This window comes from Methanobacterium bryantii, from assembly GCF_002287175.1.
In the GTDB taxonomy this organism is placed as follows: Archaea; Methanobacteriota; Methanobacteria; order Methanobacteriales; family Methanobacteriaceae; genus Methanobacterium_D; species Methanobacterium_D bryantii.
On sequence record NZ_LMVM01000012.1, the window covers coordinates 364,286 to 384,261 of the forward strand.

At 31.8% G+C, this 19,976-nt stretch carries 22 protein-coding genes and 1 tRNA gene; 18 read left to right on the plus strand and 5 right to left on the minus strand.

Going from position 1 to position 19,976, the window contains the following annotated elements; genetic code table 11:
• The 14 genes from ASJ80_RS07240 (at position 1) to ASJ80_RS07310 (ending at position 11,933) form a co-directional block, all read left to right on the plus strand.
• Positions 1 to 858: an EFR1 family ferrodoxin gene (locus ASJ80_RS07240; RefSeq protein ID WP_069584247.1), complete on the plus strand. Its 858-nt coding sequence runs from the start codon at positions 1 to 3 to the stop codon at positions 856 to 858.
• A gap of 11 nt (positions 859 to 869) precedes the next feature.
• Positions 870 to 1,721 (plus strand): EFR1 family ferrodoxin, encoded by an 852-nt coding sequence (locus tag ASJ80_RS07245; RefSeq protein WP_069584246.1) that lies wholly within the window; start codon positions 870 to 872, stop codon positions 1,719 to 1,721.
• A 135-nt stretch (positions 1,722 to 1,856) separates the two neighbouring features.
• Entirely contained in the window at positions 1,857 to 2,138 is a 282-nt protein-coding gene (locus tag ASJ80_RS07250; protein WP_069584245.1) for an ArsR/SmtB family transcription factor, read from the plus strand.
• Positions 2,139 to 2,171: 33 nt separating this feature from the next.
• Positions 2,172 to 2,498, plus strand: coding sequence for a hypothetical protein (locus ASJ80_RS07255; RefSeq protein ID WP_245837521.1), 327 nt, complete (start codon positions 2,172 to 2,174; stop codon positions 2,496 to 2,498).
• Between the two features lie 275 nt (positions 2,499 to 2,773).
• Positions 2,774 to 3,733, plus strand: a complete 960-nt coding sequence (locus ASJ80_RS07260; RefSeq protein WP_069584243.1) for a hypothetical protein — start codon at positions 2,774 to 2,776, stop codon at positions 3,731 to 3,733.
• A 131-nt stretch (positions 3,734 to 3,864) separates the two neighbouring features.
• On the plus strand, positions 3,865 to 4,326 hold the full coding sequence (locus ASJ80_RS07265; protein ID WP_069584242.1) for a flavodoxin family protein: 462 nt from the start codon (positions 3,865 to 3,867) through the stop codon (positions 4,324 to 4,326).
• 617 nt (positions 4,327 to 4,943) lie between these two features.
• Complete coding sequence (locus ASJ80_RS07275; RefSeq protein ID WP_069584240.1) at positions 4,944 to 5,621, plus strand: MBL fold metallo-hydrolase; 678 nt, start codon at positions 4,944 to 4,946, stop codon at positions 5,619 to 5,621.
• Positions 5,622 to 5,720: 99 nt separating this feature from the next.
• Positions 5,721 to 6,368, plus strand: coding sequence for a cysteine hydrolase family protein (locus ASJ80_RS07280; protein ID WP_069584239.1), 648 nt, complete (start codon positions 5,721 to 5,723; stop codon positions 6,366 to 6,368).
• 196 nt (positions 6,369 to 6,564) lie between these two features.
• On the plus strand, positions 6,565 to 6,969 hold the full coding sequence (locus ASJ80_RS07285; protein WP_069584238.1) for a hypothetical protein: 405 nt from the start codon (positions 6,565 to 6,567) through the stop codon (positions 6,967 to 6,969).
• Between the two features lie 552 nt (positions 6,970 to 7,521).
• Positions 7,522 to 8,751 carry an MFS transporter gene (locus ASJ80_RS07290; RefSeq protein ID WP_245837522.1) on the plus strand — a complete coding sequence of 410 codons (1,230 nt, stop codon included), beginning with the start codon at positions 7,522 to 7,524 and terminating at the stop codon, positions 8,749 to 8,751.
• An 88-nt stretch (positions 8,752 to 8,839) separates the two neighbouring features.
• Complete coding sequence (locus tag ASJ80_RS07295; protein ID WP_069584237.1) at positions 8,840 to 9,286, plus strand: MarR family winged helix-turn-helix transcriptional regulator; 447 nt, start codon at positions 8,840 to 8,842, stop codon at positions 9,284 to 9,286.
• Positions 9,287 to 9,876: 590 nt separating this feature from the next.
• A complete protein-coding gene (locus tag ASJ80_RS07300) occupies positions 9,877 to 10,515 on the plus strand; it encodes a hypothetical protein (RefSeq protein WP_069584236.1) in 639 nt (212 codons plus the stop codon).
• Positions 10,512 to 11,123, plus strand: a complete 612-nt coding sequence (locus ASJ80_RS07305; RefSeq protein WP_069584235.1) for a hypothetical protein — start codon at positions 10,512 to 10,514, stop codon at positions 11,121 to 11,123. The genes ASJ80_RS07300 and ASJ80_RS07305 overlap by 4 nt, the downstream gene beginning before the upstream one ends.
• A gap of 15 nt (positions 11,124 to 11,138) precedes the next feature.
• Positions 11,139 to 11,933: a type II toxin-antitoxin system VapC family toxin gene (locus ASJ80_RS07310; RefSeq protein WP_069584234.1), complete on the plus strand. Its 795-nt coding sequence runs from the start codon at positions 11,139 to 11,141 to the stop codon at positions 11,931 to 11,933.
• A gap of 83 nt (positions 11,934 to 12,016) precedes the next feature.
• On the opposite strand, the gene ASJ80_RS07315 is transcribed toward ASJ80_RS07310, so the two are convergent.
• Both ASJ80_RS07315 and ASJ80_RS07320 read right to left on the minus strand, forming a co-directional pair.
• Entirely contained in the window at positions 12,017 to 12,196 is a 180-nt protein-coding gene (locus tag ASJ80_RS07315) for a ribbon-helix-helix domain-containing protein (protein WP_069584233.1), read from the minus strand.
• A 1,912-nt stretch (positions 12,197 to 14,108) separates the two neighbouring features.
• Positions 14,109 to 15,380: a tyrosine-type recombinase/integrase gene (locus ASJ80_RS07320; RefSeq protein ID WP_069584232.1), complete on the minus strand. Its 1,272-nt coding sequence runs from the start codon at positions 15,378 to 15,380 to the stop codon at positions 14,109 to 14,111.
• Between the two features lie 85 nt (positions 15,381 to 15,465).
• Between ASJ80_RS07320 and ASJ80_RS07325 the strand changes: the two genes are divergently transcribed.
• On the plus strand, positions 15,466 to 15,732 hold the full coding sequence (locus ASJ80_RS07325; protein ID WP_255360704.1) for a TIGR04076 family protein: 267 nt from the start codon (positions 15,466 to 15,468) through the stop codon (positions 15,730 to 15,732).
• Between the two features lie 4 nt (positions 15,733 to 15,736).
• On the opposite strand, the gene ASJ80_RS07330 is transcribed toward ASJ80_RS07325, so the two are convergent.
• Positions 15,737 to 16,213 carry a YdhR family protein gene (locus ASJ80_RS07330; RefSeq protein WP_069584230.1) on the minus strand — a complete coding sequence of 159 codons (477 nt, stop codon included), beginning with the start codon at positions 16,211 to 16,213 and terminating at the stop codon, positions 15,737 to 15,739.
• A gap of 29 nt (positions 16,214 to 16,242) precedes the next feature.
• A complete protein-coding gene (locus ASJ80_RS07335; RefSeq protein ID WP_069584229.1) occupies positions 16,243 to 17,046 on the minus strand; it encodes a TrmB family transcriptional regulator in 804 nt (267 codons plus the stop codon).
• 167 nt (positions 17,047 to 17,213) lie between these two features.
• Between ASJ80_RS07335 and ASJ80_RS07340 the strand changes: the two genes are divergently transcribed.
• The 3 genes from ASJ80_RS07340 (at position 17,214) to ASJ80_RS07350 (ending at position 19,446) form a co-directional block, all read left to right on the plus strand.
• Positions 17,214 to 18,365: an ABC transporter permease gene (locus ASJ80_RS07340; RefSeq protein WP_245837523.1), complete on the plus strand. Its 1,152-nt coding sequence runs from the start codon at positions 17,214 to 17,216 to the stop codon at positions 18,363 to 18,365.
• A gap of 66 nt (positions 18,366 to 18,431) precedes the next feature.
• Positions 18,432 to 18,611, plus strand: a complete 180-nt coding sequence (locus ASJ80_RS07345; protein ID WP_069584228.1) for a hypothetical protein — start codon at positions 18,432 to 18,434, stop codon at positions 18,609 to 18,611.
• 79 nt (positions 18,612 to 18,690) lie between these two features.
• The gene (locus ASJ80_RS07350; protein ID WP_069584366.1) at positions 18,691 to 19,446 is read left to right on the plus strand and encodes a class I SAM-dependent methyltransferase; all 756 of its coding nucleotides are present in this window, start codon (positions 18,691 to 18,693) and stop codon (positions 19,444 to 19,446) included.
• Positions 19,447 to 19,503: 57 nt separating this feature from the next.
• On the opposite strand, the gene ASJ80_RS07355 is transcribed toward ASJ80_RS07350, so the two are convergent.
• Positions 19,504 to 19,575: transfer RNA gene (locus ASJ80_RS07355), tRNA-Gln, on the minus strand.
• Positions 19,576 to 19,976: the final 401 nt, after the last annotated feature.

A 19,976-nucleotide genomic window follows, 5' to 3' on the forward strand; every position in this document is an offset into this window, starting at 1 on the left:
ATGAACCTAGAAATTTACTATTTCTCTGGGACTGGAAATTCATTAACTGTAGCAAAGGATATTGCAGAGAAAATGGGTGGTGATTTGATATCAATACCGTCTGTAATGGATAAAAAAAGTATAACAACTGATTCAGACGTGATAGGTATTGTTTTTCCGGTATATTACTTGGGAACTGTCAATATTCCCCTTGTTGTGCAGCGATTTGTCATGAAACTGGATGGGATAAGTACAAAATATATCTTTGCAGTGTGTACATTTGGTGGAGGGGCTGGTTCCACATTAACAATTCTGGATGAACAACTCAAGAAGCGTGGAGGCCAGCTTGCATCTGGATTTGGTGTTCAAATGCCGCAGAACGCTTTTAGAAAGCCTTTTGAAAATAAAACAAAACTTTACAGTAATTGGAAAGATAAAAAACTTGATTTTATTTGTGAACATGTCAAAGCAAAGGACGGCTGGTTTGATACCGATGGGTTATTCATTGGTCTGGTTGTGGCTATTATAGAAAGGATGATGAAAGTTGGTTTTTTAAATAGATCTTCCCTAAGATCAATGAAAAAAACAGCACGTCTTCAGGAAGATTCGGATTTAAAATTAGATGAAGTCATTCATTTTATGGATAGAAGTTATAGCACTGATGAGAATTGTACGGGCTGCGGTACATGTTCGAAGGTTTGTCAGGTGCGTAATATTGAAATAGTGGATAATAAACCGGTATGGCAGCACCACTGTGAGAACTGCCTGGCCTGCATCAAATGGTGCCCGCAAAGTGCAATTCATGGCTATGGGGAACTACCTGGGGGCTATCATCATCCGGATGTGAATATTTTGGATATGTTAAGGGAAAGTGATTAACGGGGGATTTTATGGGCACTGAAATTTATTATTTCTCAGGAACTGGAAACTCCTTATATATAACTCTGGAATTACAAAAAAGGATTCCAGAAACGGAATTAATACCTATAGTGGGCCTTTTAGATATGGATGCCGTAAAAACCAGTGCAGAAACAGTGGGGATTATATTTCCTATCCATCTTGCAATGGCCCCTCCAATTGTAATTGAATTTTTGAAAAAGATGGACTTAAAATCAGCAAAATATATATTTGCAGTCGCAACACGTGAAGGCAGTCAGCACAGGGCATTCGCTGATTTTAAAAAGGTACTGGGCAAGAAGGGTAAAGATCTAAACTCCTATTTTACTTTGAATATGGCAAGCAACGACCCCAAGTTTAAAAACTGGCACCCGGCAGCAGCAGAAGAACTGGCAGATATAGAATCTGAAATTCAAAATAATCTGGAATACATTCAGGATATTATTTTAAACAAAGATGAAAGCCATGAAAAAGACACTCATTTCACTGTTGATATGCCTCTTTTCCCGATTTTCTCGCTGTTCCTTCCAGTTCTTAATAAATTTTATAATGTTGAGTTTTATGCTAATTCAAAATGTACAGGTTGTGGAACCTGCAAAAAGGTTTGTTTATCTGGCAAGATAAAGATGGTCAATGGAAAGCCGGTATGGCAGAAAAATGTAGATAGTTTCTTCTGCCATGCATGTTTAAATTACTGCCCAGAACAAGCGGTTCAAATTAAATCTAACCTCTTTTTAAAGTCTTACACTGAAGAAAATGATAGGTATTCTCATCCTTATGCAACAGCAGATGATATTGCAGGACAGAAAAATAATTTAAAGTATTTTCAATCAACTTGGGAATAATCCACAAATTTTTTCCGGCATCAGGTCAATTTGTCATAGAAGATTGGGTATGAATAAATTTATAAGGAAGTTAATTTGAAAAAAAATATAAATGAAGCTCATGCGATACTTTGAGTCTGATTTACAGGAGTTCCTATGAAGAAAGTGTTTTTGTGGTGGTTAATAGCAGGTAGTAAAGGCGGGGAAAACCGCGCCAGGATAATACTTGAATTAAATAGAAGACCATATAATGCTAATAAACTTGCTCAAAAGCTTTCACTTGATTATAAAACAATAAGGCATCATATAGATGTTTTAGAGGAAAATAACCTGGTAAAATCCACTGGAGAAACGTATGGTGCATTATATTTCCTTTCTGATGAAATGGAAAAGGGATTTGATATATTCCTGGAAATTTGGGAAGAATTTAAAGAATGATAAAATTGGAAAGAAAAGGTAAAAAACATGTTAATGGAAATTAATTTATTTGGACTGCCAGATATAATACCTACTTTGTTAATACTGGTTAAATACTCTGCTTTAATAACAAGCGTTGCAAATATCTGCCTTTTAGCAGGTATGCTCTATGTATACATGGAAAGATACCTGAAAGTTAAGTCCAAATTCACCACAACTCTGGTTTTATTTGCGTCACTTTTCCTGATTCAAAACATTTTATTTTCGATTTATTTCTTATTCAGCATCCCTGAAACTCTTTTCAATGCTATTCTTCCTTTTATATTTTTGGGTCTTGAATTTACAGCCTTAACATTGCTTTTAATGGTAACAAGGGAATAATTATTAATATTTTTTAAGTATACTCTTCAATAATTTGATTTTTTTTAATTGAAGGGTTTAAATTCATTTTTTAATATAAATTCATTGATTTTTTGGGAGGGAATTTGGAGGGAAATCCCACACTAATGTGAGGAAAATTTGGAAAAATTACTTTTAAGAGTTTAAACAAGATTTAAGTATTCAATAAATTATAAAAAATGAAACTCATTGATCAAATTGTAAATTAGATAAAAAAACATCATTTGAGTTTTAGAATTCAGGTAGGGGCAATTAGAATGATTAATAGTAAGGAAATTAAATCGGTCAAACTGGCATCGTTTACAAAGATGACGGCTTCAATTTATGGAGTTTTGGGCTTTATTGCAGCTTTAGTGATGTTAGTAACGTTAATAATCATGCAGACTGTGGGAGTTATTCCTCAATTGGCACCTCAATGGGGGCAGTTTAATTTTGTAACAGGATTAGGAATACCTTTACTTGTACTCCTTCCAATAGGTGCGTTTTTCATTACAATAGTAATAAGTCTTTTCTCAGTAATGATTTACAACGTATTAGTACCAAGATTAGGAGGTATAAGGTTAGAATTAGAAGGTGAAGATGTAGTAAAAATTCCGGTAATTTCTTTTTCCTTGATTTTATCAGCAATAGGAGCTATATGGGCATTTATAGTGGGATTATTAACGGCGGCATTAATTGCACCACTGTTTTCAGTAATAAGTACTCCTTCTATAGCATCTAATATCACAGATAATTTAACTAACACTACTGGAGCAACAGTAATAAGTATTTCTTCTGTAACAACTAATATCACAACTAATTTAACTAATACTACTGGAACAACTATACCTGACGGCACATTTGGAGCTGCAGGAATAATATTGGCCTTGTTGTTAGTAATAGGACTGCCTATACTGGCATTCGTATTTGGATTTATATGGAACGCATTATTTGCACTATTTTATAACTATTTAGTTACCAGAGTAGCTAAAATTAAGTTAGAATTTGCCAATATAACTGGAAGCTTACACGAACTTAAGCATGTACCTGTAATACCAACAGCCCTGGCTGTGGCCCTGGTTTTCACATTATTAGGAATAATATCTGGTATCTTAGATGGAAATTATGGCGAATTTATAACCAATTTCGTGTTCTACTTCATAGAAACAGCGTTAGTCGCGCTTTTATATAACTACCTGGCACCTAAAATTGGTTCAATTAAAATTAATATGGTATAATGAATTTGATTCAAGTTCACACCACCTCCGTGAAAAATGGTAACTTGGTCCATGAAGTGTAAACCTCTGGGGTTCACATCATGGACCAGGACTTCCAAAAACCAAAATAAATGGAAGGGAGTTTGGGAAAAATGAAATCAATACTAATTTTATATTCTTACCACCACCATAATACTGAAAAGATCGCTAAGGCAATTGCCCAAGTTTTAAGTGCAGATATAATATTGCCGAAGGACGTAAATCCAGAATCACTTCAATATTATGATCTCATTGGTTTTGGTTCGGGAATATATGGTGCAAAACATGATGAATCTCTGCTTAAGCTTGCAGATAGGTTACCTGAAGTTAATAATAAGGATGCATTCATTTTTTCAACTGCAGGAATAACGGGGAAATCCAAAATCTCAAAAGATCATTCTACACTCAAATATAAACTGGAATCTAAAGGTTATACTATCATTGATGAATTCCAATGCAAAGGTTTTAACACCAACAGTTTTCTTAGACTATTTGGAGGAATGAATAAGGGTAGACCTAACATTGAAGACCTGAAACATGCGGAAGAATTTGCTAAGGGCATGATTTCAGAATAGATCGGTTAAACTATAAAAGAAAGATAAATATCATCATAACTGAGCATAAAGTAATCTAAATAGGGATAAATACTTATGAAAGCAATTATATGCAAAAAATAAGGATAGCCTGAAGTTCTTCAACAGAAGTAGAAAAACCTGTTCTAAAGATAATGAGATATGGTAAAACTATATGATGCAACAGTATCAACATGTGATGTTGAAATTCGAAAATTTAAAATTCCCATGTGGTTATGGCTCCCTGCAAATAGGATTTGGCATCAGAGGACCAGGACAAAAAATATTAGGTCAGGAATTAATCTGATAGGAGGTAAGCAACTTACTCAAATGCAACGGTGAAATGGCGATTTAAATGTTAATTCCTATTTTTATGGTTATCATGTCTCTGTTATTGCCTTATTTAATAAATTGTTGGTTAAACATTATTCATATTCTTGTTTTTAATCTCCTGGATTGCATACACATCCTGTTTATGACAAATTTTTGATAGTTATTGGATTTAGGTTTAGGGTAGTAGTGGTTAGTGTGCATGGAATTGGATTTAAAATGAATATATTATTATTCCTATTGACAGATTATATTCATGGCAATTAATAGTCAAAATTGGAGAGAAAAATATGCCGCAGGAAATCAAAACAATTGAATTGCCCATTAAGTTAGGTGTAATTAAATTAGGCAGTGTAAACTGTTACATTGTAAAAAACGGTAATGATTATGTATTAATTGATACAGGGCCTTCAAATAAACGTTTTGACCTTGAAAAAGAACTGGAAGATGCAGGCTGCACACCCGAAAATCTTAATCTTATAATTTTAACCCATGGAGACTTTGATCATACTGGTAACGCGGATTATCTACGTGAAAAATTTGATGCAAAGATAGCCATGCACTATGGAGATTTAGAAATAGTCAAGCATGGAGATATGTTCTCCAACAGAAAAGGTAATTTTCTAATTAAAATGTTAGCTCCTATCCTCTTTAGCTTTGGTAAATCAGAAAGATTTAGGCCTGATCTGCATATAGATGATGAACACAGCTTCTTAGAATATGGTTTTGACGCTAAAGTTATCTATCTTCCTGGGCACTCTAAGGGTTCTATAGGGGTTCTTACAGATGATGGCAATCTATTTTGCGGCGATCTGTTTACAAATAATAAAAATCCCGCTTTAAACTCTATTATTGATGATGATGAAGAAGCTGATGCAAGTGTTGAAAAATTAAAAGGTATGGAATTAAAAACAGTTTATCCGGGACATGGAAAACTGTTTTTATGGGCTGAATTTTTAGAAAAGTAAGCTTGAGAGCTGTGAAAATGTTTTTAATTCGTTTATTTTTATCAATATGAAATTAAATGGGCTTTTGATGTGCCTGAATGATATAAAAAAGGAGTTAGTATGGATAAATACCTTAACCCGAATTTTAAAAATTCTGCACTCATAACAGTCGATGTACAAAAAGATACACTGGATGGCCAACCATTTGAAATCCAAGGTACTTCTACCGCTTTGCCGTATATGAAGCAGTTATTGGATACGTATCGTGCGTACAAGCTTCCAGTAATACATGTTGTAAGGATCTATAAGACAGACAGGTCAAATGTTGATTTATGCAGAAGGAAATTGATTGAAGAAGGCAATCCCATACTTGAAGAGAATAGTCCAGGTGCAGAATTAGCGGAAGAACTTTTGGGTGATGATTCTGTACGAATTAATTCAAAACTCTTACTTTCAGGTGGGATTCAAAAAATAACTGAAAATGAAGTGATAATTTACAAACCGAGATGGGGTGCGTTTTACAACACCCCTCTTCAAGAATATTTGCAGGGATTAAAAGTGGACACGCTTGTTTTTGCAGGGTGTAACTACCCAAACTGCCCAAGAACATCCATATATGAAGCAAGTGAAAGGGATTACAGGGTTGTTGTTGCTGAAGATGCTCTTTCAGGATGTTATGCACGAGGAATAAAAGAAATGGAAAATATCGGAGTGCTTGTTGATACAACTGAAAATATAGTACATATGGTCCGCGACCAGATGGATTAAAGATAAATTATAAAAATTTGGATAATAATGTCCTGATTATTTAAAGAACTGTCTTAATGACATTTGAAAACATAGTTTGAGATGTCTAGGTTGCCAACACAGATGAAGGAAGAAAAATGACTAATTTACCAAAAGATGTCAAAATAGTTATAAATGATTATATATCGATATTTTTAATACAAAATTGCTGGATTTAATGGAATCATTCTATCTTATCGGTTCTGCGGCATTAAATGATTATAACGGTAAAAGTGATATTGATTTTATTTCTATAATTAAAAAGGAAATAAACACTTCTGAAGTGGAAAAAATTAAAGAAATACACAAAAAAATGGGGTCTAAATACCTTAAAAGCAAGTTAAAAGGTTCCTATGTTACACCAAAGCAGGTTAAAGTACTGGATAAAAATGAAGTACCTGTTGTGTATTTTGATGGGAAACATGTAAGAGATAATGGTAAATCTGGAAATACGGGTATTGTAGCGGGGTTCATATTGAAAAATTATGGTATAACAGTGACAGGCAAGCCTCCAGAACACTATGTTCCACATATATATGTTGATGATTTAGTCAGCTATGTTAAATTAAATGCAAATACCTAATGGACTAACTGGACTGCAAAGGTATCAAAAAGAATTTCAGTAATAGCACCTTGGCGCTCTTTGGGCAAAAAGTGGAGTGGGGAGTGCTGAGCATCTCGACTTTATTATACTATGTATGAAGGGACATAGTATCAAAATAGGAAGCGGGAAAGTATGTATTGGAGAGGGTTCCTCCTTATTTTGAAAAGATATTAAAGGAAGCTTTAAGAATCCGTAAGGGTGAATCAAAAAGTTATTATAGTTCTCCTTTTAGGCGCAGGAAGGATACATTATCGTTTATGTGGTATATGATTCACTAGTTCAATGATTAAAAATTTAAATAAGTACTGGGACTTATTTTATTAAATAATCTTTTTTATATAATTTTAGACTTTAAAACTCTCTAAAAAATTTATTTTTCGTAAATATTAATTTTTAAAACAGATAATGTGATGTAATTGTCGACATATTTATATACTACTGCGATATAATCACTACTACGATTATATCGTAGTAACGATATAATCCTAACTACGATATATTTATAAACATATTATAAAAAGGAGGCTTTAAATGGCTGAACCATCAATTAAAATGAAAAAAGACCTAAATTACCAGTTATCAGGTTTAAATTACAGGTTAATGACAGCAGTTCTTTTCTGGTGCGGTTTAATAGTGATGTCCGGTATGTACCTTACTATACCTCTGATCTCAGTATTTTCAACATCCTTCAATATATCACCAAATGATGCGGCGTGGACCAGTACCATTTTTTGTATATTCTTTGCCGCCGGCTGCCTAGTTTATGGACCTTTATCTGATAGATATGGTCGAAAAAAAATTATTTTAATAGGTATGGTCCTGTTAACCATCGTATCACCACTTGTAGGTTTATTTGATAATATTTACTGGATTATTGCTCTTCGAGCAGTTCAGGGATTGGTTGCTGCTACATTTTCGCCGGTGGCACTGGCTTATATTGTGGAAATGTTTCCAGATACTAAAAAGCTGACAGCTACAGGTTTTCTGGTTACAGGATTTTTAATGGCAGGAATAACTGGCCAGGTCATAAGTGGTTTCATTAACCAGTATTTAAGCTGGAATTACGTGTTTAGTATAATGGGACTATTTTATCTCATCACTATTTTCATTGTAATGGCTTTTTTACCTTATGATGATATTCAACGCCCTAAAAGCAGTGTTATAAGAGCTATTGTCCAGATGGGATCGTTATTTAAAATAAAAACACTGGTACTTACATATGCAGTGGATATAATGCTTTTAATGTCAATGATGTGCATGTACACCGCACTGGAATATTATTTAAGTGGACCTCAATTTGGCCTAAACAGCCAGGAAATTCTGTATATACGGGCCGTAGGGATAATAGGTATTCTTTTTGCTTCAACTTCAGGTTTACTTGCCAAAAAATTCCACTTTTTCAATGTTCTCATTGCAGGATTACTAATAGCTGCAGTAAGCCTTATATTGTTAGGAATGGTCTCTAATGTGATACTGCTCACTGTATTAAGTGTGGTTTTCGTGGCAGGTATGGCAGTAGCAACTCCAAATGTTATTGAGCTTATAGGTCAACTTGGAGGAAAAGCAAGAGGATCTGCTCTCTCAATTCATACGGTTGTTCTATTTATAGGAGCAGGTATAGGTCCTATTCTTGCTACTAACCTGTTAACTACTGGAATCAGTTCATTACCTTATTTAGTCATGGGTATTATGCTGATTATTGGAGTTGGACTGTCATTTTTAATCAAAAGATCATTCAACAACGAACCAGTTGGAAATTAAATTTTATTATTTTTTTTAAAAGAGGATCAATAAAATTTATATCGGTATAACGAGATACTTTTCATGAAAAGTGTACAGGTGTGGTTATGTGGATGTAGCTGAAATATGGGAGTACTTGGAACGTGTGGAAAAGGTGATACATTCAAAACATCATAAAGCAGCCAAAAAATATGGTTTAACACTGGAACAATTCCATTTACTTATAGAGCTGGATGAGCTGGAATTAGATATAATTTCTGAAAAGGCTTTACCTCCTACAATTGGGGAAATAGCTGCAGATATTGGTAATGCACCTCATACGCTGTCTGGGAGAATAAAAAGACTTGAAAAAAAAGGTCTGATTAAAAAAATACGGGATGAAAAAGATCTCAGGATAAATCGGGTTGTTTTTACGGAGAAAGGACGAGATCTAATCAATAACATTAAAAAAGAAACCGGTGACGAATTCATCCATAAAGCTGCTAAAATGGATGAAAAAATGTTAAAGGATCTTTTAAAGGGTTTAAAAGAATTAAATGAAAGTTTATCTGAATGAATATCAATGTTTAATTGTATTTCTAATTTTTAAGTATTTTCTAAATTAACAAATAACATAATAGTTTGCTGCCAGTCCTATATTCCGAAGACGCATAGTGAATGGAAAATTTGTAAGCATGGAAAGAGGTTGTTTAAATGACACCAAAATGTAAAATAACGGTTTTAAAGAATAAACTAACCTAAAATGTTAAGGTTTTGTATATTGTATGTTATATGTTGTATATTTTAGAATATAAATAACTAATGTTATATTAAATTAAATTGTACAATTTATTATAGGTATATTTTTAAAATGTAATCTTATTAAATTTATATCTATTTTTTAAGGTTATTATGTTAAATTTTATATAAAAAAATGATATTTGACTATACTGGATATAAATATAATCAATTATACTAAAATTCATATTTAAAGAATAACATAATATTTAACATAAATTATTTGGCTTGTTTAGAATTATTAAAATATGTAAATATAATAATAAATGAAAAATTATAATTGGGTTACCTTACATAATTAGAGATGACATTAACAAATTAAATAGAATATATTTATTAAACGGTTTATCAATAAGATAATAGAATTAAGTGGAGTGGAAAAAAATTCCTAAAAAATCTAATGAACCGGAAGTTAGTATTAAAGACTTTGAGAAAGGCGCTATGTTGATAAAAGATTTAATTAGAAAAGATCTTTTAGAATTTAATTTCGGACCTTCAAGCATGGGCTTTTCTGCTAAAGAGCCATTAAATCCTAACATAACTGCTGAATATGAAATTCAATGGGAAGATGTAAATAGTATATTAAATGAAGTAATGGAAGTTACATATCTAATTCTTTCAAAAGAGGAGAGAGAACTTGTTTTAAGCCTGAAAGATAAAGAACTTGTCAAAACTTTTAAAGAAAGATGTAAGATATTAAGAAGAGAAATTATTAATAAAAACATTAAACGTGTATTTGAATTACAAATGAATTGTAAGACATCTATATTAAAGGATTTGGAATGGGAAATCATCGTTAAACGTAGAAATGAAAGGGGAAATTCATTAAAGTTTCCAACAACATTGATTAGAATGGAAACAAATCCTATAAAACGAGGATATGATGAAAGTAAGAATTTATTAGTATTTGAAAGTGATTTGGGGAAAATTGAGTATTTAATTAAAGAATTTACTAAAATTAAGAATTTATTGGAAGAAGAAGAAAATAAGATGGGGGTGGAAAAATGAGATTCGATTTATCAAATAGGAGTATTATTGAAGATCAAAATGGAAGTGTAGCTATCCCTAGACGTGTAGTACCATTAGGACTTGGAGAAAGACGCGATAATGTAGTAATAGTTCCTAACAGGGTAATACCTCAAGAAGGAGAACCTAATTTACGTTGGATGCCTGAACGAAAAGCTTTCAACTTCGAAGAAAATCATTTAGTAGCTTCATCTTTTTGGATTAAAAATAGAAAAAACAATTTAAAATCTGAGAATGAGTTTTTACATTCATTGATTAAAGAGGTAAGATTAGTCAAAAAAGAATTTGATGAATTAAGTATTCGGCAAATATGTTTTTCAGAAATTAAAGAAAAAATCCCTAAATTATGGGATAACTTTGATGAAAACGATAGCTATCATGATGAATTATTAATAATAATAGAACGAGCTACCCAATCTATGCATTCAGAGGATTTAAATATAGAATATATTTCTTTACTTGAAGATGCATTATCCTATGTAGAGAAAACAGACATAAATGAGGAAGATGTTGAAGAAATTGGCGAAAAATTTATGGAATGTGGTTTATCAATTACTTCACGGATATCTGGACTTTCAGAGTTATACTAAATCGAGGTCTTACTATTGAATTCATTCTTTTATTTAGATACAAATATTTGCATTGACAGATTATTTGGAAATGATTCAAAAGCAATGGAAGCAACTTTTGAAAAGATGAATAATGCTAATGAATTATGTATTTCTGAATATGTCGTAGGTGAATTTATAAGAACTGTTCTATTTGATTGTTGTGCTTTGCATACTATCATTCTAGAAGAAGAAAACATGACGGATGTGTATCGAAGAATTAGAAAAATGTGTAGCCATGAAAATAAATGTTTAAATCGAAAGGGCTCACGTTACAATTTAATATTAAAAAATATGGATTATCCCGCACCCCAAAACCGGAGGAGAACGTTAGCCATTTTATCAAATGATATCCGTTTTTTAAAGAAAAAATTTTCATTAGGCTTGCGTGTTCTTCCAAGTAGTGTAAATTGTAAATTACCATTACAAAAACCAAAAAAGGATAATGGTAGATTTAAAATAGAAATACATTGTGAATCAAATTTTGATAAAGTTAATTGCTCTTTAAAGGATTTTATGAGTAATGAATTAAGTTTTCTTCAAACAATTGCTTCAGGATCTGGAATTAATGAAGCATTTGAAGATTTAAGGGAACTAATATCTAAAATAAGCGATGGATCTCTTCAATCATGTGCACTTAGTCATTGCAAATTGTTAGGAGATAGTATAATTCTCAAAGATTGCCCCTCGTGTTATACATTAATTTCAAGAGATTATCATTTAAAATTGTTATCTGATATTATTGGACAGAAAGCTGATTATATAGAAAAGGCTGAAAAACCAAAATGTTAGAATTAAAAGAAGGATTAATAAATAAATTAATCTCTAAATCTGCAACAAATGGAAATAAGTTACATATCATTTTTTATTTTTAATTAATCATTATTTTTATCCAAATATTCTGCAATTGCTTGGCGAATATGGAAGCTTATAGGATTATAACTTCTTTCTGACATTTTTTTTAATTCTTCTAACATTTTGGGAGGTAATTTAATTGTAATTTGTTCCATTTTATCTTTTACTTTAGGTCTGCCTCTTTTAGTTGTTTCTGACATAGTTTCACCTAACTAATTATTTTAGTTTTAAAGTTTATAAAAGTTTTTAAATATTTAAAGACATTTTTTAAATATTTTTTGAACTTCGTCATATGTATCTATGACGAAGTAAATTATATAATATACGATTTAATCTAGTAAAATTCTGTAAAACTTGGTATTTGTGGTCTGTTTGAGATATATTTAAGTATGTAAAAAATTAGTAGTGGTCAGGCTAGTATGATTCAAGGTCTTAAGTGTTACTATATTGGGTAACTTCTAAATCTAGTCAATTTAATTACATCTACAGATAATAAAATGAACACCTGTTAACTTAACGATTTTATCCAAACGGAAATTTTTCTGATATAGCGGTCAAAATTCCGTTTATATCGTATTGATGCTCTCCTACTGCGTCTGAAACGAAGAATAGGAACTCTTAGTACTTTTTAACCTATTATGGGTAAGTTATAGAAATTCACATCTTTATAACTTATTTCTATAATACTAGAAAATATAAAAATATAGATTTATGAAATAAAATTTCCAACATTGAAAAAAAAAATCTCTTGAAAAGTTTATTATATAATTTATTATAGTATCTCTCGATTTTATTATGTAATTTATATATTTAATTATAAAAATTATAATAGAATATTTCAAAAACAACATGTTGGCTTAATTTTTTAAAATGAAGCTATAATTGAGTTTCCCTCTTAACCAACACTACGTAGGTATCTCAATTAGGATATTGAAGCACTTTGCCTACTCCGTACTCCTCTCACTAAATTTCCACTAATTATCTCGGTTAACGGGGAACGCTGATATATAGTACCGCTTGAGGGAACATGCGGGAGACCTTCTATTACAGAGTAAGGTATATGGAGCTATTTATGGGGCTAATAAAGAGCTTAAAATGACTTTCTCCTCATGCCTTTTCTATACACTGTATGGTATAAAACATATAATCTAAAAAATCTTTTGAAAGCAGATAACATAGAAGTCTAAATAACTTTTAGCCAGGAAATACAATGTACTTTTTAATAATATAATTTTTTAGACGTTTTCTATTATAAAAAAGAGCATATATGCGATGTTTCTATTATGACTATTTCAATGTTTTTTTATTATTTGGCTTAAATGGCTTTAATTCTAATTTAATTAGCCATACCTATAATACAACTCCAATAAAGCTATGTGTAAGTTTCCCGCAAAATAGTGAGTATGCTGGTATCTGGCTGATGTGCGGGAAACTACAAGCAACCGGTATTTAACATCTATTATAGACACATACGATATTTTAACAAAATAATGGCTTAAATCAATTTTCGTATTTTCTATAATATTTAGTTTCAAAAAATACCGTATAATATATACTTATATTACCATTTAACTAATTAAATATAATCCTCCGGTCATTCACGATGAGTTACCCTTTCTTTCAACGTCTAAGTCTCTCTAACATCTTGGAATTTTTAAAATTGAATATTTTTTAATTTATACCATATAGCTTATAGGAAAGTATGAGGAGTAAACGCCATTAGAAAGCTTAGAATCTTCTATAACTTTTTCAGTATTCCCCTTACTGTAGTAGCGAATCTCCCGCATCTTCCCGCACCTCGTACTATATCTCACCATGCTTGAATGAGCTAAATACTTAGTGGAAATTTAGTGAGAGGAGTCTATTACAGTCAGGACGTGTATCTAACCTACTTGACATAGGTACTATCTGGAAATTATGCGGGAAGTTCAATCGTGGCTTCTTTTCTTTCCCCTGCAAATTTCAACCTGTTAAATTTTATTTTATTATAGAAAAAATTATAGAATCAGCTTATTTTTTTTAATTCTATTATAGAAAATATTATAGAAAAATTTAAGGATATTTAATTTTGTTAAATGGGTTATACTCGAATCATGTTTAGTTGTTTTTTATTCATGATTTTAAGATCGCATTTTTATGTTTTTTAAGAAATTCGAGTTTTTTACCAAACGTTTTCTCAAATTCTGGACTTTTTTTAGTAGTAGGGTCTAATATAAGATCTAAAATATCATTATATGCACTCATATGTTCTTCAATAGATTTTTCAACTTTTTTATCTATGTTACTATTTAGTTCTTTAATTTCCTTTTTAAGCTTTAAATTTTCTGATCGTGATAGTTCGTAACCTGTTTTAATTTCTGTAAACTCGGTCATGTTGATTGGTGGTTTAGTAGGTCCTATTGCTACTTTATCCATGTATTGAACATAAACTCTTTGTAACTCATCAGGATTCGATAAAAAGTAAGCATCACGTATTTTATTATCAATGGCATGCCCCATTAGGTGTTCTCTAATTTCTTCAGGCATTCCAGCATTAATCATTTGAGTATTGAAAAATTTACGAAGCATATGGCTTGTTGCTTTGTTATATCTCCCATTTTCAGTTTCCCAGCCAGCAAATTTGTTTAAACGTCTATATATTCCCATTAAACCTTGTACTCTTAATGACCTTTTAGTTTTTTTACGTGTCGTAAATAATGGATCAGAAGGTGTAGGATCAACTCTTTCCAATTTTAAATAATTTTGAATTGCCTTTACGGTTTCTTCGCTTATAAAAGTTGTAAATTCCTTGGTTGTTTTTCCTCTTTTTAAAGTAAATCTACATATTGTCCTTTCTTTTCTTGTATTTTTATCGTAAACTTTTGTAAGACCTTTATTAAAGTCGTCAACTGTAAATCTGAGAATATCATCTCCAGATATACCACTTGAAGCCTCAAATAAGATAAGGGCTTTTACTTTCCAGCTTTTTGCAACTCCAAGCAAGGTTCGAATATCACTTTTACTTAATCCTTTTCGATCATTTGGATTTTCTCCACGTATCCGTTTTCTTTTTGAACGTGGTGTAGGTATATCATGTGAATGAAAAAAATTTTTAATATTAGTACGCCTAGTTTTAAATGTTCCCGGGCTTCTATTTGCTTTAATACTGTATTCTTCGTATTTATCGAACCATTTGGTGATTTGACATTCCCAAGGTGGTGTTCTTTCAGTTATATCATTATATGCGATTTTTAGCATTTCTTCGGGATTTAATTTGTTTAAAGTACAAAAGTCAGCTAATGCATACAAATATGCCCTTTCGCTGTTTGGAGATAAGCCTCTTAACCAGCTATTTACAACATAAATGTCTTTTATTTCAAGAGTTTTATTTTTTATACCTGTCATTTACACCACAATCATATATTTGATTTTTAAAACATAAAACCTTAACATTTACATTAAGTTAATAAAGAAAAATCTTTATGAAGACCTGGCAAAAGAATATTGTCAAAGCGAAGTTACATCATGCCCTGCATTTTCAGAAGGGCAGGAATTCATTACTAGATTTGAAAAACCAGAGGGGTTTTGTGATTGGGCATGGAATGATATCCATAAATTTGTGACAGTTTTGCTCTCCGGAGGTAACTTTTCGAAGGATATATTTCAAGGATGGATGAAAGATGATAAAACTATGATCGCTTGCTGCACTGATGCTATACGGCCGGTGACTTTTAAAATAGAAAGAATTGATGAATAAATATTTAAGAAAGCCTTAATGATTCGATATATTCTTTCAGTGATGTATTTGGGATAATTTGATAAGAAACAGAGCCTGGAACAGATCGGGATGTCATGAAGTTCAGAGCAAAGGAATTTGCGTAATTTTGGGCATCTTTCAAGCTATCCCACTGGTAAATGCCCTGAAAATCTCCATTTTTTTCATTAAGTGTCCATAATTTAGCTCTAAATCCTGGAAGTCCAAGTATAAAAAGCATGGGTATAACTGAAAATGGTTTATTTTTCTCAGGGGACATGCCTGATAAATGGAATCTAACTTTGAAAATAGCAGCATTTTGTCCATTTAATTTTGTGCTCATTACAGCATGCCTGAAAACTTTAAACTGCTGCTTATCTTCCATGGTAATTGTTTTATGAAGACAGTTCTTTGGAAAATGTATTTTTCTTGTTAAAACGTATTTAACTGTCTTTAAGAATGCACTAAAAGGATTTAAGCTCATACTACTCCTCATTGTATAAGTTCATAATTTTAATCGTGTTTTTTAAGAGCTGTTGGGTTGCTAAATGGTTCAGCTGTCCATATGAAGTTGTAAACTCCACTTATGGTTTCAACAAACTCATTATGTTGATTCCATATTCCTATTGCTGTTTGGGATATTAGATTATTTTCTATCCTCTTACAGAAGGTTATAACCATCTCTTTTTCATCTCTAATTACTATTTTAATGTGAGGCACCTGAAATATTTTCATTTCACAGTCCAGTTCACCTATTTCTTTTACTATATCAATTTTATCATCATCAATAGTGCATGAAGGAGCTAATACAATTTTTGTAGTTACTCCTCTTTTAATGACTTTATTTAATCTTTCTTTAAGTTCAGGAATTTCATTTTGAAACATAAAACCCCCTAAAATGAAAAGCGAGTTTTTAGCGCGTGAAATAATTTCAAGTTCTTTGTTTACATTTTTTTCAGGACCATTTACCAGCCATATAGGTGCTGGAACCTTGGGAATCTGGTTTTCATAGATAAAATTCAGTTCAGTCTCTGCACCATCGAGCCGTTCTTTAATTTCTCTCCTTGACTTTTCAAAAATTTCGTGGGGGGGTACAACATTGAACTTTAATGGTTTACCTTTCTCTATTTCGACAAAACCTTTTTTTGCAAGGCTTTTGAGAACTTCATATATTTTGGAACGTGGTACATTTGATTCAAGACTAATTTCAGTAGCTGTAGCACTGATAAGAGATATATTGGCTATATATGCCTTTGTTTCATAATCGGAAAGCCCTAAATTTTTCAGGGCTTTTATTGTATTTTTATTTACAGTCAATTTATGTCACATCCCTCTAATGTTGTTTCACTTTATACTATCTTAGTGACAATAAGTATATAAATTTATTTTGTTTTATTTATTTTAGGTAATCTATTGAGTTGAAAATTCCGGGATTTGAAAATACTGAACTAGATTCTTTACATCTCAAAAGATATGGGGGAGCTATGATGGAAAATGAAGGCTTTGGCACTATGCTTGCTAACGTCATTAAAAACGGATTTAAAAGGAAAGTTCCAATTGGAATGGCAGTATTTGGGCCGATTATTATCATGATGGTACTGGGATATATGGTAACGATAGCGGGTACTGCAGATACTGTAAATATTGGAGTTGTAAATCATGATCAGGGCATGGCAAATGTAAATATTGCCTCAAATATAATTGAAGAGCTTGAAGGGCAGGATAATGTTAATGTGACTTCCATTAATCAAAATGAGATAAGCAGTGATTTTAAAGATAAGTCTATTGACGCAGCTATAGTTTTCCCTGAAAATTTCACCAGGGATCTGGCTATGAAAAAGATTCCTGAAGTGCTGCTGCAGGTTGAAGGCACTGATCAGGTAAAAAGTGCACTTGTTAACCGTGCTTTCCTTAATTCTACAATGGCAGTGGCTGCAGAAAGTGGTAATACAGTAATGCCCTTAAAAATTAGCAATGAAAGTTTCTATGGGGAAGGTTTGAGCTTTACCAATCTTTTCATATACCACATAATGGCTCTTGTTACTCTGTTGATTTCAACAATCATCGGATTATTTGCAGTATTGAGGGATAAAAATAGTAGTAAATCTAATAAAATATTTTTATCTCCAGTTAAGGCTGTTGCAGCTTATATAGTGGGGCTCAGCATATTTGCGTTTATTACGGCTTTAATGGTGTTAGCTTACGTTATTTATGTTATGGGCATCACCATTGTTGGGGATATGGGCAGCACTGTACTTGTAATGCTGTTGATTGCTCTGGCAGGAGTTTCTTTAGGTATTCTTGCAGCTGCAGTTACACGAACTGAAAAACAAGCTCTTGGTTTATTTGGTTTAATTATTATTCTGCAGGTTTTATTTGGAGGTTTATTCATAGCAGTTGCTAGATTCGACTATTATATCCAGCTGATGTCATATTGTCTTCCATTAACCTACGGTCTGGATGCTATGCAGGGTATTGTAATTAAAGGCTTTGGTCTGGGTGATGTAGGAACAGATCTGCTCGCTATATTTGCTATACTTATTGCTGCTTTAGTTTTATCAGTAATTGGTTTAAAAATAGGACAAAATGGGAGTACAATTAAAGATACGGAAGATAAGGAAAAACAAATCATTTAATGATTTATTTTTTCTCTTTTTTATTTTTGAAGGCATTGAAGTTAAGACATTCTAGTAATGTCAATAATGTATATTTTTAAAATCAAAGAATTAGATGATAAAAAGATTAATATGATGCAGCTGTTTGAATTAAATAAAGATATCTCTCTTATCGGCACTGACACATGGAATCACCCCGAGGATATTCATTGCAGTATGGATGATCTGGATCGAGGCAACCTCACTGAAACTCTACTTGCTAATTAAATAATCTTTATTTGATTTTAGAAAGTATTAAACGTGATTATTTTTAGATTATATTAATATTAACTTAGGAATGATTAAAATGAAACAATGGTACGAAGAACTATTTACAAACTATGCTGATAAATATGAAAAGGAGATTTACACCCAGGGAACCCTTGGAGAAGTGGATTTCATCGAAAAAGAGATAAATTATGATAAAAACTGTAAAATCCTTGATATTGGGTGTGGAACCGGCAGGCATGATATAGAGCTTGCAAAAAGGGGTTACAATGTCACAGGAATCGATCTTTCAGAATCTATGTTGGCCAAAGCAAGAGAAAAAGCCCAGAAAGCTGCTGTAAACTTGAATCTTCGCTTAGCAGATGCCAGAAAACTGAATTTTAAAGAGGAGTTTGATCTGGTAATTATGCTTTGTGAAGGGGCATTTTCTTTAATGGAAACCGATGAGATGAACTTTGAAATTTTAAAGAACGCTGCTAATGCATTAAAAGAGAATGGAAAATTGATATTTACAACCCTAAATGGTCTTTATCCTCTATTTCATTCAGTTAAAGATTTCATAAATTCCAACGCGGTGGAAGGCATGAGTGAAGGGAATTCATTTGACCTCATGACTTTCCGTGATATATCTACATTTGAAGTGGAAGATGACGATGGAAATCCTATGGTTTTAAATTGCAATGAACGCTATTATGTACCTTCTGAAATTACATGGCTCCTTAAATCACTGAATTTCAGTAAAATTGATATATTGGGATCTAAAATTGGAAATTACAGTAGAGAAGACGTGTTAACTACAGAAGACTATGAAATGCTTGTTGTAGCTGAACTATAAAAAAACTTTTATTTTTCTTTTTTTTAAAATTAAGTAAATTAAACCATTAAAAAAGAGTAGTCCCTGGCGGAGTCGAACCGCCGTCGAAAGGTCCAGAGCCTCACAGGATTACCACTACCCCAAGGGACTGTAAAAAAAATTATATTTCTGATTTGGTATAAATACTTTTTGGAATATAAATTTAATGCCTCTGCTTTGGTCAATACTACAATTATTTTTTGAATTATTAAATAGAAAATCCATTATTTGTTGAATTGGGTACTTTATTTATTTAAAAGCATAATGTTTATGATCATGTTATTGAAGTGGTGTTTGCATAGTGTTTCAACAGGATTTTGGACGGAATATAAAATGCAATTTCAAAGAAACATCATGTAGTTATGATTTGTGGATAATAAAAGCTATTTTCAAAATATTGGGTTTTTGAACTATTAATTAAAAATTGGGTAGGAACTTTTGTATACGTGGGTTAAAAATTTACAATGCTTCATCACATACGATATTTTAATTTAAATGGCCATGTAATCTCT

Coding starts and splice junctions, on each gene's coding strand:
- ASJ80_RS07240 (WP_069584247.1), top strand. CDS start 1: ATGAACCTAGAAATTTACTATTTCTCTGGGACTGGAAATTCATTAACT.
- ASJ80_RS07245 (WP_069584246.1), top strand. CDS start 870: ATGGGCACTGAAATTTATTATTTCTCAGGAACTGGAAACTCCTTATAT.
- ASJ80_RS07250 (WP_069584245.1), top strand. CDS start 1,857: ATGAAGAAAGTGTTTTTGTGGTGGTTAATAGCAGGTAGTAAAGGCGGG.
- ASJ80_RS07255 (WP_245837521.1), top strand. CDS start 2,172: ATGGAAATTAATTTATTTGGACTGCCAGATATAATACCTACTTTGTTA.
- ASJ80_RS07260 (WP_069584243.1), top strand. CDS start 2,774: ATGATTAATAGTAAGGAAATTAAATCGGTCAAACTGGCATCGTTTACA.
- ASJ80_RS07265 (WP_069584242.1), top strand. CDS start 3,865: ATGAAATCAATACTAATTTTATATTCTTACCACCACCATAATACTGAA.
- ASJ80_RS07275 (WP_069584240.1), top strand. CDS start 4,944: ATGCCGCAGGAAATCAAAACAATTGAATTGCCCATTAAGTTAGGTGTA.
- ASJ80_RS07280 (WP_069584239.1), top strand. CDS start 5,721: ATGGATAAATACCTTAACCCGAATTTTAAAAATTCTGCACTCATAACA.
- ASJ80_RS07285 (WP_069584238.1), top strand. CDS start 6,565: ATGGAATCATTCTATCTTATCGGTTCTGCGGCATTAAATGATTATAAC.
- ASJ80_RS07290 (WP_245837522.1), top strand. CDS start 7,522: ATGGCTGAACCATCAATTAAAATGAAAAAAGACCTAAATTACCAGTTA.
- ASJ80_RS07305 (WP_069584235.1), top strand. CDS start 10,512: ATGAGATTCGATTTATCAAATAGGAGTATTATTGAAGATCAAAATGGA.
- ASJ80_RS07315 (WP_069584233.1), bottom strand. CDS start 12,196: ATGTCAGAAACAACTAAAAGAGGCAGACCTAAAGTAAAAGATAAAATG.
- ASJ80_RS07320 (WP_069584232.1), bottom strand. CDS start 15,380: ATGACAGGTATAAAAAATAAAACTCTTGAAATAAAAGACATTTATGTT.
- ASJ80_RS07330 (WP_069584230.1), bottom strand. CDS start 16,213: ATGAGCTTAAATCCTTTTAGTGCATTCTTAAAGACAGTTAAATACGTT.
- ASJ80_RS07340 (WP_245837523.1), top strand. CDS start 17,214: ATGATGGAAAATGAAGGCTTTGGCACTATGCTTGCTAACGTCATTAAA.
- ASJ80_RS07345 (WP_069584228.1), top strand. CDS start 18,432: ATGTATATTTTTAAAATCAAAGAATTAGATGATAAAAAGATTAATATG.
- ASJ80_RS07350 (WP_069584366.1), top strand. CDS start 18,691: ATGAAACAATGGTACGAAGAACTATTTACAAACTATGCTGATAAATAT.